This window comes from Mesorhizobium sp. M0047 (assembly GCF_040323315.1).
Classification (GTDB): Bacteria; Pseudomonadota; Alphaproteobacteria; order Rhizobiales; family Rhizobiaceae; genus Mesorhizobium.
On record NZ_JAMYUW010000003.1, the window covers coordinates 1 to 16,312 of the forward strand.

Sequence of the window (16,312 nt, forward strand, 5' to 3'; positions counted from 1 at the left end):
GAGGCAATTAGCAGATACGGCGCAAGTCTGGAGCGGTCATGTATTCGGCCTTTGATGCGGTCGATTTGTTGACCGCTGGCCCTCAAGGGTTACGCGGATCGGGTTCCAATCATCCCAGCGCGCTTTTGTATCGCGATGACGAAGGCGGAGTGTCCCGACCCAGGTCCTGACCATTTTGCCGTGCTGCCTTTTGCTCCTTACGCTGTTAGGGGCCTCGATTGCGGTTTATGCCGCAGCCGGTGCCCTGTATTCCTGTCCCGAGTTCAGCATCGCCCAGATGATGCGGGCGGTCTTGGCTGCCTGGGCGACGACCGCGACCCTGACCGGCCGCCTGGCCAGCAGGCCACGAATCCAGGTCGAGCCCTTGTCGGGCTTGGCCCTGACCTGACGCAACCAGGAACTGGCGCCGAGAATGAGCAGCCTTCGCAAGCCGCCATCACCGGCGCGGCTGATATGACCTGTCAGCCTGTGCTTGCCGCCGGTGTCGTGGTTCTTGCGGGTCAGACCAACCCATGCGGCGAAATCCCTGGCCGAGGCGAATTGACGGCCATCGCCGATGGCGGCGATCGTCGCATGCGCGATGATCGGGCCGACGCTGGGGATCGTCGTCAGGCGCAGAGCCGCCCGCTGCTGCCTGACCTGAGCCAGGATCTGCTTGTCCAGCTTGCCGATCTCACCATCCAGCGCCCGCCATTGCCCGGCCAGAGGTGCCAGACAGATCAACAGTGCCGCAGGGATGGCTTCATCCTGCGTTTCGATGAGCAGCAGCAGCCTCTCGATGCCCGCCGCCCCCTGAGGGCTCGCAAGGCCCATTTCGTAGAGATGGCCGCGAATGGCGTTGGCCAGCTGCGTGCGCTGGCGCACCAGAAGATCCCGCGAGCGATGCAGCGCGCGGGCATATTGCTGTTCGACCGTCTTGATCGGCACGAACCGCATGTCGGGCCGGCTCACCGCCTCGCAACAGGCTTGCGCATCGCGGGCATCGTTCTTGTTGCGCTTGACGTAGGGCTTCACATAGGTCGGCGGCATCAGCTTGACCTCATGGCCCAGTGCGCTCAGCGTGCGGCCCCAATGATGGGCCGAGCCGCAGGCCTCCATGCCGATCAGCGCCGGCGGCTGTGCGGCGAAAAACTTCACCACCTGCGCGCGGCGCAGCTGGCGCTGCACCACCACGTGCTCAGTCGCATCCACACCGTGCACCTGAAACACATTCTTGGCCAAATCGATTCCAAATCTGATAACTTGCATGTCGGACGGTCTCCTCCGCTGGGGGTTAATCACAACCCAGTTTGGCACATTCGATGCCGCAAGGGGCCGTCCACCCATCATCCCAGTCGATCATGGTGTATTCCCGCACCGCGCGGTGCGCCTTCCAAAGCCCGTGTCTAACACATCGAACAGCAGTTCGGGCGGTCATCATAGCCTATGTCGACGAGTGCGCCCCAATTCCGACGGCGGACACCGATCGTCGCGGTTGGCGTCAATCGTCCAGCCGGATCGATTTCGCACCACCGATGTGCGCGCTTCCGCACTCAACAACTGACGCCGGCGGACCCATTTCGAGGTCCTCGGGGGCAGATGCTGTCCCGACACCACGAAAGGAGAAGTCATGGGAAAGCTTGAGGGTAAGGTTGCAGTCATCACGGGCGGCGCTACCGGCATCGGACTCGCCGCAGCGAAGCGCTTCGTCGAAGAGGGCGCCTTCGTCTTCATCTTCGGTCGCCGGCAGGAAGCGCTCGACGCCGCTGTGGCGGACCTTGGGCCCAATGCCCGGGCGGTGAAGGGCTCGGTCTCCGATGGGGCCGACCTGGACCGGCTCTACGCGGCGGTCAAGGCCGAGCGCGGATCGCTCGACATCGTCTTCGCCAACGCCGGGGCGGGAAGCCCGCTTGCGCTCGGCAAGATCACCGCCGAGCACATTGACGAAACCTTCGACATCAATGTGAAGGGTACGATCTTCACGGTCCAGAAGGCGCTGCCGCTGATGGGCCAGGGCGGTTCGATCATCCTGACCGGATCGAGCGCCGGCACGACGGGCGCCCCGGCATTCACCGCCTACAGTGCGAGCAAGGCGGCAGTGCGCAACCTCGCGCGGACCTGGGCGGAAGACCTGAAGGGCACCGGCATCCGGGTAAACGTGCTGTCGCCCGGGGCGACGGCAACCGAACTCGCTAAGGAAGCGCTAGGCGAGGAGGGCCAGAAGGTCTTCGCCTCGATGACTCCGCTACAGCGCATGGCCGATCCGGCGGAGATTGGAGCGGTGGCCGCCTTTCTCGCGTCGTCGGACAGCAGCTTCATGACCGCCAGCGAAGTCGCCGTCGACGGCGGCCTGGCGCAACTCTGACGCACCGCGCCCGTCCGGCGCTCCATTCGCTCGTTCGGAGCGCCGTACGGCGTGATAAACCCAAGGAGAATAGATATGAGCTACGCAATTATCGGTTTCGGCAATATCGGCCAGGCTTTGGCCAGGGCGTTTGCCCGTAAAAACATAGACGTGACCGTCGCGAGCCGCCGGCCGCCAGAGGCGTTGGTGCCGCAGGTTCGGGCGATTGGACCCACGGTCGTCGCCAAGTCGCTGCAGGAAGCACTCGAGGCCGACACAATCATCTTGGCGGTCCCGTTCGGGGAGCATCGCGAGGTTGCGAAAGCCCTGCCGAACTGGAAAGGCAAGACGGTCATCGACGCAATGAACGCGTTTCCTGTCCCTGAAGAGCTGGACGGCCTCCCGTCCTCCGCATTCGTCGCGAAGGGCTTCACCGGCGCCAAGCTCGTAAAAGGTTTCAATCACCTCGTTGCGGCCACCCTGGCTGCCGATCCGATCGTCGAGGACGGGCACCGGGTCGTCTTTCTGTCGAGCGACGACGAGGACGCGATCGCTCCCGTAGCCGCCCTGGCCAAACAACTCGGGTTCGCACCCGTCAAGTTGGGAAAGCTCAACGAGGGTGGCGCGCTGGTACACGCACGCGGCCGCACTTGGGGCCAGCTCATCTTCCAGGATTTGTTCAAGAAGGAGCAGTAGTCGATCTAAGACCGTGTGACTTGGCCCGAGAATTGGTCGCGCGCGAACTTCTTCGAGCAGCGCGCGATCCAGCTTTACCGGATCCGAGCACACGGAATAAGGACGAAGAGACACGCGATCTATGGGCACGTTGCAGTCAGCCCGGTCGGGTACCCCCCCGGCGAACGCCTCGATCAGCGGCGCATACCTGTCGAGATCCGGCTGGCTTTCAAAGCTGTGAACCGCGTTCGTTACTGCCCAGGGTAGCTTCTCGGCGGTGAAAACCTCGATAAACGGCCGATACCAGCGGTGATCGTCGAGCATCGTCGCACGGACGTTGACGAGCCAATCGAGGCCATGCGGGCGCGTGCACACCCAGTTCTTGCAGTGTGGGCAATAGAGCTGCTGGTGGATGCCGTGAAGACCACCACGCGCGAGCTCGCCTTGCGTGATCGTGAAGCCTTCGCTCGGCATTGCAAAACTCAAAGAGTACGCGCTCGCCGTCAGCCTTTGGCAGCCGGTGCAATGACACGCCAATGTCAACAGAGGCGGCTTGGTTATGCGAAAGCGAATCTGACCGCACATGCATCCACCATCCCAAGGTAGCTTCCAGCCTTCCATCGTTGTTCCTTCCAACTCTTGGTCCAAGGCGGCCCGCCGTTTCCCTGTATTTATACGTCACAGAACGACGACCCCATCGCGGTTGTTGCGCCGCCCGGCGCCGACCTAAATACGACCGGGAATCCGTTGCGAGAAAAATTCAGTCACCCAGCGCACGCGTGCCGGAACAAGGCGGCGCTTTGGCCAGACAAGATTTATATCCCTGACATCGACTAGAAATTCTTCGAAAAGCGAAATCACGTCCGGATGCTGCAGGTCATCGGCAAGAGAGACTTTGGCGAACATACCGATTCCCATGCCCGCCAGCACAGCAGACCGGATCGTTTCGACACTATTCGATGAAAGATTCCCACGAACCGGCACGCTGAATTCGCCGTCTGGTCCGCAAAACGGCCAATTGGTGGACTCTATAAGCCCATTATAAAGCAAGCAGTTGTGGTTCACGAGTTCGGCAGGGGTCCCGGGCACCCCTCGTTCCTTGAAGTATCGACGGGATCCAACGCACACCAATGGGGTACGAGCTACGCGCGTGACGACCGCGTCTGGTTCGTCGACTGGCCCCACCCTGATCGCCAGATCAATCCGGTCTTCCACCATGTCTCGCATCGAATCCGACAGGATGAGATCCAGCTGAAGGCCGGGGTTGAGCGAGAGAAGGACGGGGATAAGGGGCAGGATGTGAAGGCGACCAAAGGTGGCGGAAACGGCGATCCTGATTGGGCCGGAAACGTTGAGCGTGCTGCTTGTCAGTTCGCTGTCGGCGTCATCCAACTCCCCGACAAGGAGCTTGGTCCGGTCATAATAGCGTTGCCCTTGGTCCGTGAGGCTCACATTTCGCGTGCTTCTATTGAACAGCAACACCCCCAGCCGCTTCTCCAGCGCGCCGACGGCCTTGCTGACGGCCGGTTGTGAGTCGCCGGTTCTCCGGGCGGCAGCTGTGAACCCGCCTGCTTCAACGACCGCGATAAACGCACTTAATTCCTGAAAGCGGTCCACGTCATTCCTCAGAAGAATGAATATTATGTATTCTTAGCCAATTATGCGGCATCTGAACATTGTCTATATCTCGCACACCACGAGCTAGAGGTGACAAGTCATGAATATCGACTTCCAAGGTCGCAAGGCCATTGTAACGGGCTCCACGGTGGGCATCGGTCGCGCAATTGCCGAGGGACTGGTGCGCGCGGGCGCTTCGGTTGTGATCAACGGCCGCGGCCAGGAGCGCGTCGCCACGGCGGTCCGTGAGATTCGTGAGCTTTTCCCGGGTTGCGATGTGACGGGCGTTGCCGCCGACCTGGAGACTGCCGAGGGGGCCAAAGCCTTGTTCGCGCAGGCGCCGGACGCGGATATCCTGGTCAACAATGTGGGTACAGCGCGTCCGAAGACGTTCTTCGAGCTTGCTGACGACGACTGGCTGAGCCTTTTCCAACTCAACGTCATGAGCGGCGTCCGCGCGGCGCGCCACTATGTGCCGAAGATGATAGGGCGTGGCTGGGGACGCGTCGTGTTCATCAGCAGCGAGTCCGCCCTCAACGTCCCAAAAGAGATGATCGACTACGGCATGACCAAGACGGCGCAACTCGCCATCTCCAGGGGGCTCGCGGAAGCGGTTGCCGGGACGGGCGTGACGGTCAACGCGGTCCTCCCTGGTCCAACGAGGTCCGAAATCCTGTCCAATATGATGAGCGAGTTGGCGCAGTCGCAAGGCATCACGCAAGATGAGGCGGAGCAGATGTTCTTGAAGACAATGCGTCCTACGACGCTGATCAATCGCCTTGCGACGACCGAAGAAGTCGCAAACATGGTCGTTTATGTCTGCTCAGAGCAGGCGTCAGCGACCAGTGGCGCCGGGTTGAGGGTCGATGGCGGTGTCGTTCGGTCAATCGTCTGAGGGCGCTGTCGGTTACGCCATGGCCAAGGCTAAGCGTGGATGAGTGTCCTCGGATCTTCGTCTAACCTTATCAGTCACAAGTCGCCCGCCGCACACGTAGGATTGATGCTCTACTCGCGAATCTCTGGCCGTCGAGCCGGGCTGCCGGCGGTCACTCCCTCTTCTCCAAGCCATGGGGTTTGGCTCACTTCTCGGCGAAGGTGTTCAGTATCGGCGTCATCACCTTCACATGCTCGTCGATCCGCTCGAGCACCTTTGCCGGGATCACGTCGCGCTCAGGCAGACGCAACCAGTGCTCGTTGACGAGTTCGACGGTCTCGACCACTGCCTTCAGGACTGCCGGCTCCGGAAGCCTTGCACGGTTCGCAAATGCCTTCCATCGCGGTGCTGCTAGCGCCTTGAACGAGCGCTCCCCTCCAAGCGAAAGCGCCATGGCGTCGGCGGGAATATATGGCACGGTGGACAGGACGTCGTAGATTGGTGCAAGCGCCGGCTTGTCACCGTTTCTGGGATAGATCAACGACCAGTTCTTCAGGTGCATGTCGCCATTGCCGGTGATGACGGTCAGTGCCAGGCGGCGGACGAATTCGAGAGCCGCCGTAGGCGAGACGGCCGCGCCAAGGGCCGAGGCTATGTCGTGATAAGCGGCGCCCTCATATTTATGCGAGGGATAGACGCCGAAGACCTGAGCGAAATCCTCGATGTGAATCCTCTCGCCCTCAGCGCCGCGATCGAAGCGTTTGACGAGAAGGACCTTGCCCTCTGACAGCGTGTTGAATTCTTCGGGAATATCCTCGAAATCGGACTTCTCGACAAGTTCGCGTTCAGGCACCTCCATGCCGATCGCTGCGGCCAACGCGAGGTTGGCGAATTCATTTTCGGAAATGCCTGGAAACGCCGTCGAAGGGAACTTGGCGATGTATCGGCCTTGCTCGTCGTCCATCGGCAAGGTCAGGCCGCTGCCTTTTCCAGTGTTCTTCATGACCGACAGCTTCATCTGCACGCCGGCAAGTGAGAACCGAGCCTTGGGCTTATCTTTTGAAGCATCCTGCGGGACCGCTATCGAGCCATCACTAGGCAATGCCTGCACGGCCCCTGGCAGATCGGTGCCGAGTGCTGCAAGCAGATCGAAATCATTGCCTGGTCGCACATTGCCTTCGTGGTGCTTTTCCATCGCCTCGCGTAGCTTCTCCTCCGGTAGGAGGTTCGCGAAAAAAGCCGGCAAGGCGCCGGCCAGAGGCTTCGGATTTTTCCGCAATCCTCCCATCGCTGCCCGGAACGACAGGCTGAGAACCGGCAAGCCGCCCGTCGCGCGGTAGGCCTCATCGAAGTTGAACGCATTGAAATCGCCCGGCGTCCTGACGAGTGTGCCGACCTTCAGGGTGTCCAGGAGCACGTCCAGCGACGGGATCGTCTTAGGTGCGTGAAAGACTGGAGCCATGATCGTCATCGTCAGATTGAGGAACAAAGGCGGGCAGGTCGTCATCATCATGCGGGCGCAACAGAGCCTGGACAGCCGGCACCATGACTTGCGGAACCAGCATCATTTCCAGACCGAGCGCGCGAGCGACATTCATGAGCGTCGTCGCACGCGCCGCTGCAGCTCCCTTTTCGATATCGCGATAGCGGGGACGGGATATGCCCGCCAAATCAGCGACCTGCTCCTGTGTCATGGTTGCGGCGAGCCTCGCATGTCTGAGAACCCTCCCGATTTCACGTAGAATTTCCGATTCAGAGGTCATAATTGAAATGATGCCTATACGATCCACAACCATGTGTAATGATCTGCAAAGATATCTCATTCAGTAAACATGTCAACCTTTTATGATCCGTTAACATATCATCTTTAGAAGCTATGGTGCGCAAAGAGATCAATTCCTCACTCGGGACCTGCCTTTGGCTCTCGGTTGATATCGACCTCCGCGCGACCTCACTGGCGACGAGATCGATGCGGCGATCATCGAACGAACCAGTTCATCATCAGCATCGCGGCCTTCAGCACGAAGCTCTCGGCATCACGTGAAACTGCAGCGAAGCGAGTCAGGACCAGTTCGAAGCTCTGGCCGCCTCCCAACAACAACGAGGTCAAATATGATCAAGAAGCTTGATCGAATCGCGTTCTGACGACGTGTCAACAGTCAACGCCGGTCTTGACGAGACGCGAGAACAAAGCGAAAACATCCAGGATGGGTTTGGACAGGTGGCGATCGCCTATGCAAATTGCGAATGACTCGGCGGATCTGTTCCGTCACGTGAGCGCCGAGAAGGCTGCATTCTACCGCTGCATCATGGACGTCTTCGCGGCGGCCAAGCGGCAATACCGCCTGCAGTTGAGGCCCGACGAAGTGCTTGCCGAAGCCCGATGGTCGGCCGGGCCGCCGCGCATCGAGGAAGTGAATACGGCGCTTACCCAGCTTGCAGAATGGGGCAATCTCGAATCACATCCCGATACCGCACGGGTTTCCAGCCTCAGCGACTTTTACCGCGCACGCTTTCTCTACCGGCTCTCGCAGGGCGGCGAGGCGGTGGAATCTGCGTTGGCGGTCTTCGTGCAGACCTTGCAACGTCGCGCCGAACTGCAAACCGTGGCGCTCGAAGATATAGCGAGCCGGCTGCAGGCGCTTCAGGCATTGGCCGGCGCGGCCGAACCCGACGTGGCCAAGATCCACTCGCTGCGGGATCTGGTGCGTGTATTCGAAGGCTTGGCCGAGAACGCGCAGGCGTTCATGGCCGGCGTCGCTCGCAGCATCGAGCTGCAGCAAGCCGAGGCGGTGGCGGTTGCAAACTACAAAAAGCGGCTGATCGACTATCTGGAACGTTTCATGGGCGACTTGGTGCGCCGTTCCGACACCATCGCGCGCCTCATCCTGGCTTTGGAACCGGGCGTCGATGCCCTGCTTGGGCAGGTGGCCGAGCGCGAATCGCGCGACGCGGCTCCCGGCGGCGCGCAGGATCAGGCCGAGTCGCGGAACGGCTACCTGCGAGCCTGGCGAGAACGCTGGAAGGGTCTGCGCGGCTGGTTCCTCAGCACCGGCCACGAGCCGCCGCAAGCCGAACTGTTGAGGGCACGGGCGCGGTCCGCCATCCCGCAGCTTCTCGCTGCGATCGCTGCGCTCAACGAGCGGCGCAGCGGCCGCAGCGATCGCTCGGCGGACTTTCGCCTGCTCGCCGGCTGGTTCGCCGCTTGCTCCGACAATAGCGAGGCACACCGGCTTGCGCGAGCCGCCTTCGCGCTTAATCCGGCGCGGCATTTCTCGCTCAACGCCGACGCGGACGCCGAACTGCCGGCCAGCACCTCCTGGGCCGACGCCGCACCGCTCAGGATTCACCCGCGTCTGCGCGAATATGGCGAAGCCACCCCGCGCGGACCGCTGCCGCGCGTGCGCGACCGCGCCGAGGAGCGTGCGCTCCTGTCGCTTCAGCTCGCAGAGGAATCGCTCCAGGTCGAAGCGGCGCGCAAGCGCCTCGCCACCAGCCGCCCCGCACGGCTTTCGGATCTAGGAGAGCTCAACATGCATGCCTTCGGCCTGTTCCTGGGCCTGCTCGGGGAGGCGCTGAGTGAACAGGCCGGGCCGGAGACGCCGGTGGAGCGGCGGACGGGCGACGGCTTGCTGCACATCCACCTGAAGCCGCTCGCCCCCGACAGCCGCGCCATGATCGAAACGCCGCGTGGCGTCTTTGCCGGGCGCGACCATCTGATCACCATTACACCCTTGCAGGACGGTCGATGAAAGCGGCGAACGGCTCCAACGACAGTCGCAGCATCGGCCTGCTGCAGCAGCGTTTCCAGCGCGAGGAGTTTCGCGCCTGCGTGCGCGCCCTTCTGATGACGCCGCTGATGGGTCCGGCGCATGAAGATTTCGCTGGCGTACGCCGCCAGGCCGAAGCATTGCGCGAATGGTTTTCGCGCGAGGCGGGCTGGATACTGCAGGTCGAGCGCGAGGGCGCGCGCCTCTACAAGCGGCCCGGAGATCTCGCCGACCCCATGCGCGGCCTTCCCGGCTACGACCGTCGCCGCTACGTTCTGCTTTGCCTCGCCTGCGCGGTGCTCGAACGCGCCGACCCGCAGATCACCTTGCGGCTGCTGGGAGAGAGGCTGCTGGAACTCGCCGCCGAGCCGGCGCTCGACTTCACCTTCACGCTCGAGGCGCAACATGAGCGGCGCGAACTCGTGTCGGTGTGCCGCACCTTGCTGGGCCTCGGGGTGCTGCACCGCGTCGCCGGCGATGAAGAAACATTCGTGCGGGCCGGAGGCGATCAGGCCGATGCGCTCTACGACGTGCAGCGCCGCATGCTCGCCGGCATGCTGGCGGCGGTGCGCGGCCCGTCCACCTGGACGCCGGAAGAAGCGCCGGTGACGCTCGAAGCGCGGTTGCGCGCCATGGTCGACGAGCATGTAGCGGACAGCGAGGAAGGCCGGCGCACCGCACTGCGCCACCAGCTCGCACGTCGGCTTCTCGACGATCCGGTCGTCTATGTCGAGACATTGGACCCGGAAGCCCGCGCCTACTTCTTCAACCAGCGCGGAGCCATGGCCGCCCGCCTGTGCGATGCAGCCGGCCTAGTGGCGGAGCAGCGCGCCGAAGGTTTGGCGCTGGTCGACGAAGCCGGCCTGCTGACCGATGTGGCGATGCCGGCCGAAGGCACCGACGCCCATGTGACGCTGCTCGTCGCCGAGCATCTGGCCGCTGGCCAAAGGCAGCGGCGAAAGGATGGCGCCTACACGACGCAGGCACCCGTCATGCGAGAGCACGACATTGCCGACTTCCTGCATGAGGCTAAAGGCAAGTACGGACGCTACTGGCGCAAATCGGCACGCGAGCCCGGCGCCGAACGCGAGCTCGCGGCAATCGCTATCGATCGGTTGGAAAAGCTGCAACTGGCGGTACGAAAAGCCGGCGCCGTACACCCGCTGCCGGCGCTCGCCCGCTTTGCGCTGGGCGAGGCCGAAATTCGCGAAACCCGCGATGCGCCAGCCCAGGCCACCGGCTCTCTGTTCGGACCGACATGAACGACCGCTTGAACCTGCTCATTTCGCCATTGGGAAAGCCCGCGTTGCCTACACCGACGCGGCAACGCTGGCAGCCTCTGCGGCTGGGTCTGGTGGAGCTCTATCACTATGACAGCGAGGAATTCTGGTTCCGCGACGGCCATCTGCTGCTGCGCGGCAATAACGGCACTGGCAAGTCCAAGGTGCTGTCGCTGACACTGCCGTTCCTGCTCGACGCGCAGCTCAAACCCTCACGCATCGAGCCCGATGGCGACGCCGGCAAGAGGATGGCCTGGAACCTGCTGATGAACAGCCACGACCGGCGCAACGGCTATGCGTGGATCGAGTTCGGTCGCGTCGCCGAAGACGGCACACCGCATTACCTTTCGCTCGGCGTCGGCCTCTCGGCAACGGCCGCCCGCTCCCAGGTCGACAGTTGGTTCTTCCTGCTGGAAGACGCCGACGGCGCGCCGCGCATTAACCAGGATCTGTGGCTGACGAGCGAGCATCGGATCGTGCTCACCAAGGAGCGCCTGCGCGATGCACTTGAAGGCCGCGGCCAAGTGTTCGACACCGCCGCCAGCTATCGCCGCGCGGTCGACGAGCGCCTGTTCCATCTGGGCGCCAAGCGCTACGACGCGCTGATGGATACGCTGATCCAGCTTCGCCAGCCGCAGCTTTCCAGGAAACCAGACGAAGCCGCGCTGTCGAACGCGCTGACCGAGGCCCTGCCGCCGCTGGCGCCCGAACTGCTCGGCGACGTCGCCGAGGCGCTCGGGCAACTCGAGGAAGACCGCCGTCAGCTCGACGAATATCAGGCCCTGGCCAAGGCGGTCGGCCGCTTCGAGGAGCGTTATCGCGTCTATGCCGGTACGCAGACCCGCAGGCAGGCGCGTCTGCTGCGCCAGGCCCAGACGGAGTTCGACAATGCCAGCCGGGCGCGCGGCGAAGCCCAAGCCCGGTTCGACGAAGCGCAAACGCGGGAGGCGCTCGCCCAGACGGCCCATGACGATTCGGAAATCACCCTGGCGCGCGGGCGGGCGCGGCTCGACGCCTTGCGCTCCGATCCGACGATGCAGGACGCCAATCGTCTCGAAAGCGCCGAGAAGGAGATGGCGGCACGCCGGCAGGCGATGCAGAAAGCCGCGGCGGCGGTCGAGCAGGCAGGCCGGCGGCTGGGACTCAGCGCCGAAGAAACCAGCCGCACCGGTCGGCGCGCCGAACAGGCGGAGCGCGCCTTGGCCGAGCTGCGCCGGCAAAGTGCCGTTCACGCCGACGCGGCAGGCATCGCCGGCCAGCACACCGCAAGCCCGCTTGCCACATTGGAGGCTTCCGCGCTGGTCGAGTTGAGGCAGCATGCTTTCGACAGAGCCTGCGACGAGCTTCGCAGCCTTGTTGCCGGCCGGCGTGAGCAGATCGCCCTTCTGCGTCGCCGTCACGGCGAAGTCGCGCAAGCCGAGGCCACCTATATGCGGCGTCGCGAAACCCAGGACGAGCGACAGGTCGAAGCCGAAGAGGCTGCTGAACGTCGCACGCAGGCCGATGCGGAGGTCGAACGTCAAGGCCGGGACCTGATGGAAAGCTGGGATCGCTATTTCATCGGCCTGAAGCAACTGCGAGTCGATCCAGACGCCAAATTCGCGGCCCTGACGACCCTGGCGGAATGGGCCGCGACGCCGCAAGGTGACAATCCCGCCCGGCACCTGCTGCAATCGGCGCATGAAGCGACAAGCTTCGCGCTGACGCAACGTCGCGCGGCGCTCGACGGCCAACGGCAGACGCTGGAGGCGGAACGCGGGAGCCTCGACGACGAACGCCAACGCCTGGAAGCCGGCGACGACATGGCGCCGCCCCTGCCCTATACGCGCGACGCCTCCGTTCGGGGCGCGCGTCAGGGCGCGCCGTTCTGGCAAGTGTTGGATTTTCGCGACACGGTGGCTGCGCCGCAACGCGCCGGCCTCGAAGCCGCCGGCCTGCTCGACGCGTGGATCTCGCCGGACGGCCACCTTCAGTCCGGCGATGATGGCGCGCCGCTATACGACACGCAGGTGCTGGAACGGCGAAAGTCTTCTCCATCGCTTGCCGACTTTCTGGATGTCACCGTGCCGGCCGGCAGTACGGTACCGGCCGATGTCGTCGAGCGCGTGCTGTCCAGCATCGCCTGCGCGGATAACGACCCTGTCGATACCGAGGCCTGGATCGCCGCTGACGGCCGATATCGTCTCGGCGCCCTGACCGGCGCCTGGGGCAAGCCGGCGGCGGTCTATATCGGACACGCAGCCCGCGACGCGGCCCGCACGCGGCGGCTGGCCGAGATTGCCGAGCGCCTGACGCAGCTTTCCGACGAATTGGCAGCGGTGCAGGCCACGGCCGGGCAGATCGTGCTGGACCGCGAGCAGACCGACGAAGAATGGCGCAAGGCGCCCGCCGACGAGGTGCTGCGCAGCGCTCACTTGGCCGCCGCTGCCGGCACCCGCGCCGCGCGCCTCGCCAGTGAAAGGCTTGCCGAAGCGGATATGCGATTCCGCGAGGCCGAACAGGCACTCAAGGCCGTGCGCGAACAGCTCGCGGCGGATGCCGCTGACCTGCGCCTGCCCGGATCGCCCGAGGCGCTGCCCGCCGTCGAAACGGAGGTGGATCATTATCGCGACACGCAGGTCCGGCTCGAGCAAGCCGCCCACGAGCTGCGCCTGGCGCTGCCCGAATGGCAACGGCAATTTGCCCGGGAGAACGAAGCGCGGGACGATCTCCAGCAGCGCGAGCAGGAGTCCGCGGCGGCCCGCGTGGAAGCCGAAGAGGCCCTTGCCCGGCTCGAAGTGCTGCGTGACATGGTCGGCGCCAAGGTCGAGGAGTTGCAGCGGCAGCTCGCCGAAGCACGTGTCGCGGTCGAAGCCGGAGAGGTTACGCTAAAGCTGGCCGGTGACGCCCTGCGCAAGGCGGGAGAGACGCGGGCGGTGGCGAACCAGCAGGCCGAGACCGCGACCAGCGTCTTGCACGAGCGCGGCGAGGCGCGCGCCCAGGCGATCTCCAAATTGCAGCAGTTTGCCGGCACCGGCCTGCTGTCGGCAGCACTGCCGCGTGTCGAACTGCCGGACATGGGGGCTCAGTGGACGATCGATCCGGCGCTGACCCTGGCCAGGCGGACGGAACAGGAACTGTCGACCCTCAAGGACGACGACGAGGCATGGGCGCGCGCTCAGCGGCAGATCGCCGAGGAATTTACCGAACTGCAGCGCACGCTCGGCGCGCTGGGCCACCAGGCCCGGGCCAACCCCAGCGACTGGGGGTTCAGCGTCGACATCATCTACCAGAATCGGAGCGAACGGCCGGACCGACTCGCCGGCCGACTCGCCGACGAGATCGCCCAGCGCAGCGAATTGCTGACCGCTAGCGAGCGGACCGTTCTTGAGAACCATTTGCAAGCCGAGATCGCCGCTGAAATCCAGCGTCTGCTGCAAGCCGCCGAACGGCAAGTCGATGCCATCAACGGAGAGCTGCACAAGCGCCCCACCTCGACCGGCGTGCGCTATCGCCTGCTGTGGCAGCCGCTGGCCGAGGAGGAAGGTGCGCCGGTGGGCCTCGACGTGGCGCGCAAGCGCCTGCTCAACACCAGCTCGGATCTCTGGTCGGCGGAGGACCGGCGAGTCGTCGGCGCCATGCTGCAGCAGCGCATCTCGGCTGAGCGGGAACGTGCCGATTCCAGCAGCGGAAAGGACAGCGGCACCCTGCTCGACCAACTTGCCCGCGCGCTGGACTATCGCCACTGGCACCGTTTTCGCGTCGAACGCTGGCAGGAGGGGCATTGGCGCAAGCTTTCCGGACCCGCCTCGAGCGGCGAGCGGGCGCTCGGCCTGACGGTGCCGCTGTTCGCCGCGGTCGCCAGCTTCTACAGCCAAGGCAGCTATGCCCTGGCGCCGCGGCTGATGCTGCTAGACGAAGCCTTTGCCGGCATCGATGCGGCGAACGTCGATCCGCAAGGACTTGGAACGGCGGCCGAAACGGGATATCGGCGAGCTACGCAAGCGCGCCAGCAAGGCCACCCAACGTCTACCCGCGCACCACTGATTTCGCTGGTTTCGACTTGCCGGTTCGCCCGGGGTTAGCGCGCGCTGTCGATGATCGAGCCGCCGGCGATACCGGCGTATTCCTTCCAGGTGGTCTCGTGAGTCGGCGGCGTGATGCTCGCTTTCTTGAACGCTGCCTCGTCGTAGAACATGGAAAAGGAGTTGAGACCGAGGCCGACGCCCCAGAGCTTGCCGTCGATCGTCGTGAGGTCCAGCAATTGCTTGTCGAAGTTGTCCACCTTCAGCGCGCCGGGAACGAACTCGTCGAGAGCCAGACATGCGCCGCGCTTGGAATAGTCCGAAATCGTGCTCGGTTCGAGCTGGAAGACGTCCGAGACGTTACGGCCGGCCATCGCAGTCGCCAGCTTCGTCCAGTACCCGTCGCCGCTGATCGTCTCGCCGATAACGGTGACATCGGGGTTCTTCTCATGGAACAGCCTGGCGACGGCGACCGTGCGTTTGGCGCGGTCGTTCGAACCCCACCACATGGCCCTCAGGGTGATATCGTCCGCAGCCCAGGTGGCCTGCCCGGTTGCGCCGAGCGCGAAGCCTGCCATTGCGCCTGCCGAGCCCAACAGAAATGAGCGGCGACCTATTTGCATTTTGAGATCCTCCCCTGTCCTGCCTGCGCAATCCTCGGCGAAGCTTAATGCAAAGCAATTGCGTAGCGCAAGGATTTTTCTTGATCTTGCATATTTGCATAATTTGCGCAATGTTCGCTCCATGATGGAAAATCAAACAAGGCGTCTCCGTCAGGCAGACATCGCCAGCAAGGCGGGGGTTTCAGTCTCCACGGTCTCCCGCGTGCTCGGCAACGAGCCCGGCATCAGTGAGGCCGTGCGCCGACAGATCCTGCAAGTCGCAGCCGACCTCGGATATCCGGCAAGGACTGCCTCCGCGGCCGTTCCCGGATCCCTGGCGCTGATTGCCAGCGACGGCGTTACCGGCGGGCTCAGCGTTTTCTATGAAGGCATTGTCGACGGGCTGCGCGGCGGTGCCGCCAATCGCGGCATGCCGTTCGGGATACGGCTCGTGCGCGAGAACAGGATAACTCCCGAGGTTGTCGCCAGTCATCTCGAGAGCGCCGGCGCCGACGGGCTGTTTCTGGTCGGTATCGATCCGACCGACAGCCTGCGGAGATGGCTCGCCGAAACGGGGACGGCGATGGTTCTCGTCAACGGAACGGACCCGCTTTTGCAATTCGATGGGGTCTCGCCCGCGAACTTCTTCGGTGCCTATCTGGCAACGAAGCGCCTGCTTGCCGCGGGACACCGCCGTATCCTTCATCTCACCGGCTCCCAGCGGCATACGATCCGCGAGCGCGAACGCGGTTTCGAGGCGGCGATCGCCTCGGTCGAGGGGGCAGAAGGCCGGTTGCTCCGTCTCACATTTCAACGCAGCGCCATCACCGAGGCGCACGAAGTCACTGCAACTGCGCTCGCGGAGTATCCCGGTTTCACCGCGGCGTTCTGCATGAACGACTTCATCGCCGTTGGTGTGCTGGAAGCCGTGACGGAGGCCGGCCGGCGCGTGCCCGATGACTTCGCCATTGTCGGCTTCGATGACCTCCCTTGTGCGGGCATGACCAATCCCCGGCTTTCCACCATGCGTGTCGACCGTGCCGCCATCGGGCGCGAGGCCGTCAGTCTGATGATCGCGCGCCTTGGCGACCGAAACGCTCCTGCCCGCCAAGTCTGCCATGCCGTCGTTCCCGTTGCCGGCGGCTCCCTGCCGAATGACCAATAAAC

At 63.8% G+C, this 16,312-nt stretch carries 11 protein-coding genes and 2 pseudogenes; 7 read left to right on the plus strand and 6 right to left on the minus strand.

Annotation, left to right across the window (positions count from 1 at the left end):
• Positions 1–225 precede the first annotated feature (225 nt).
• Positions 226–1,248: an IS110 family RNA-guided transposase gene (locus tag NKJ89_RS03355; protein WP_352599847.1), complete on the minus strand. Its 1,023-nt coding sequence runs from the start codon at positions 1,246–1,248 to the stop codon at positions 226–228.
• Positions 1,249–1,609: 361 nt separating this feature from the next.
• On the opposite strand from NKJ89_RS03355, the gene NKJ89_RS03360 reads away from it, so the two are divergent.
• Together NKJ89_RS03360 and NKJ89_RS03365 are read left to right on the plus strand one after the other, a co-directional pair.
• Positions 1,610–2,344: an SDR family NAD(P)-dependent oxidoreductase gene (locus NKJ89_RS03360; RefSeq protein ID WP_352599849.1), complete on the plus strand. Its 735-nt coding sequence runs from the start codon at positions 1,610–1,612 to the stop codon at positions 2,342–2,344.
• Positions 2,345–2,419: 75 nt separating this feature from the next.
• Complete coding sequence (locus NKJ89_RS03365; RefSeq protein ID WP_352599851.1) at positions 2,420–3,019, plus strand: NADPH-dependent F420 reductase; 600 nt, start codon at positions 2,420–2,422, stop codon at positions 3,017–3,019.
• A gap of 159 nt (positions 3,020–3,178) precedes the next feature.
• On the opposite strand, the pseudogene NKJ89_RS03370 reads toward NKJ89_RS03365, so the two are convergent.
• A pseudogene (locus tag NKJ89_RS03370) lies at positions 3,179–3,619 on the minus strand (GFA family protein); the annotation flags it as partial.
• Positions 3,620–3,724: 105 nt separating this feature from the next.
• The gene (locus NKJ89_RS03375) at positions 3,725–4,615 is read right to left on the minus strand and encodes a LysR family transcriptional regulator (RefSeq protein ID WP_352599853.1); all 891 of its coding nucleotides are present in this window, start codon (positions 4,613–4,615) and stop codon (positions 3,725–3,727) included.
• A gap of 100 nt (positions 4,616–4,715) precedes the next feature.
• Between NKJ89_RS03375 and NKJ89_RS03380 the strand changes: the two genes are divergently transcribed.
• Positions 4,716–5,510 (plus strand): SDR family NAD(P)-dependent oxidoreductase, encoded by a 795-nt coding sequence (locus NKJ89_RS03380; protein WP_352599855.1) that lies wholly within the window; start codon positions 4,716–4,718, stop codon positions 5,508–5,510.
• A gap of 184 nt (positions 5,511–5,694) precedes the next feature.
• On the opposite strand, the gene NKJ89_RS03385 is transcribed toward NKJ89_RS03380, so the two are convergent.
• Both NKJ89_RS03385 and NKJ89_RS03390 read right to left on the minus strand, forming a co-directional pair.
• Positions 5,695–6,951, minus strand: coding sequence for a type II toxin-antitoxin system HipA family toxin (locus NKJ89_RS03385; protein WP_352599857.1), 1,257 nt, complete (start codon positions 6,949–6,951; stop codon positions 5,695–5,697).
• Entirely contained in the window at positions 6,926–7,252 is a 327-nt protein-coding gene (locus tag NKJ89_RS03390; protein WP_352600313.1) for a helix-turn-helix domain-containing protein, read from the minus strand. Before NKJ89_RS03390 ends, NKJ89_RS03385 begins: the two co-directional genes overlap by 26 nt.
• A 471-nt stretch (positions 7,253–7,723) precedes the next feature.
• Here NKJ89_RS03390 and NKJ89_RS03395 point away from each other — a divergent pair, with 471 nt between their 5' ends.
• The 3 genes from NKJ89_RS03395 to NKJ89_RS03405 are packed head-to-tail and all read left to right on the plus strand — an operon-like array spanning position 7,724 to position 14,603.
• Complete coding sequence (locus tag NKJ89_RS03395; RefSeq protein ID WP_352599859.1) at positions 7,724–9,241, plus strand: TIGR02677 family protein; 1,518 nt, start codon at positions 7,724–7,726, stop codon at positions 9,239–9,241.
• Entirely contained in the window at positions 9,238–10,521 is a 1,284-nt protein-coding gene (locus tag NKJ89_RS03400; RefSeq protein ID WP_352599861.1) for a TIGR02678 family protein, read from the plus strand. Before NKJ89_RS03395 ends, NKJ89_RS03400 begins: the two co-directional genes overlap by 4 nt.
• Entirely contained in the window at positions 10,518–14,603 is a 4,086-nt protein-coding gene (locus tag NKJ89_RS03405; RefSeq protein WP_352599863.1) for a TIGR02680 family protein, read from the plus strand. Before NKJ89_RS03400 ends, NKJ89_RS03405 begins: the two co-directional genes overlap by 4 nt.
• A 26-nt stretch (positions 14,604–14,629) precedes the next feature.
• On the opposite strand, the pseudogene NKJ89_RS03410 reads toward NKJ89_RS03405, so the two are convergent.
• Positions 14,630–15,166, minus strand: a pseudogene (locus tag NKJ89_RS03410) (ABC transporter substrate-binding protein); the annotation flags it as partial.
• A 121-nt stretch (positions 15,167–15,287) separates the two neighbouring features.
• Between NKJ89_RS03410 and NKJ89_RS03415 the strand changes: the two are divergent.
• The gene (locus tag NKJ89_RS03415; protein ID WP_352599865.1) at positions 15,288–16,310 is read left to right on the plus strand and encodes a LacI family DNA-binding transcriptional regulator; all 1,023 of its coding nucleotides are present in this window, start codon (positions 15,288–15,290) and stop codon (positions 16,308–16,310) included.
• Positions 16,311–16,312: the final 2 nt, after the last annotated feature.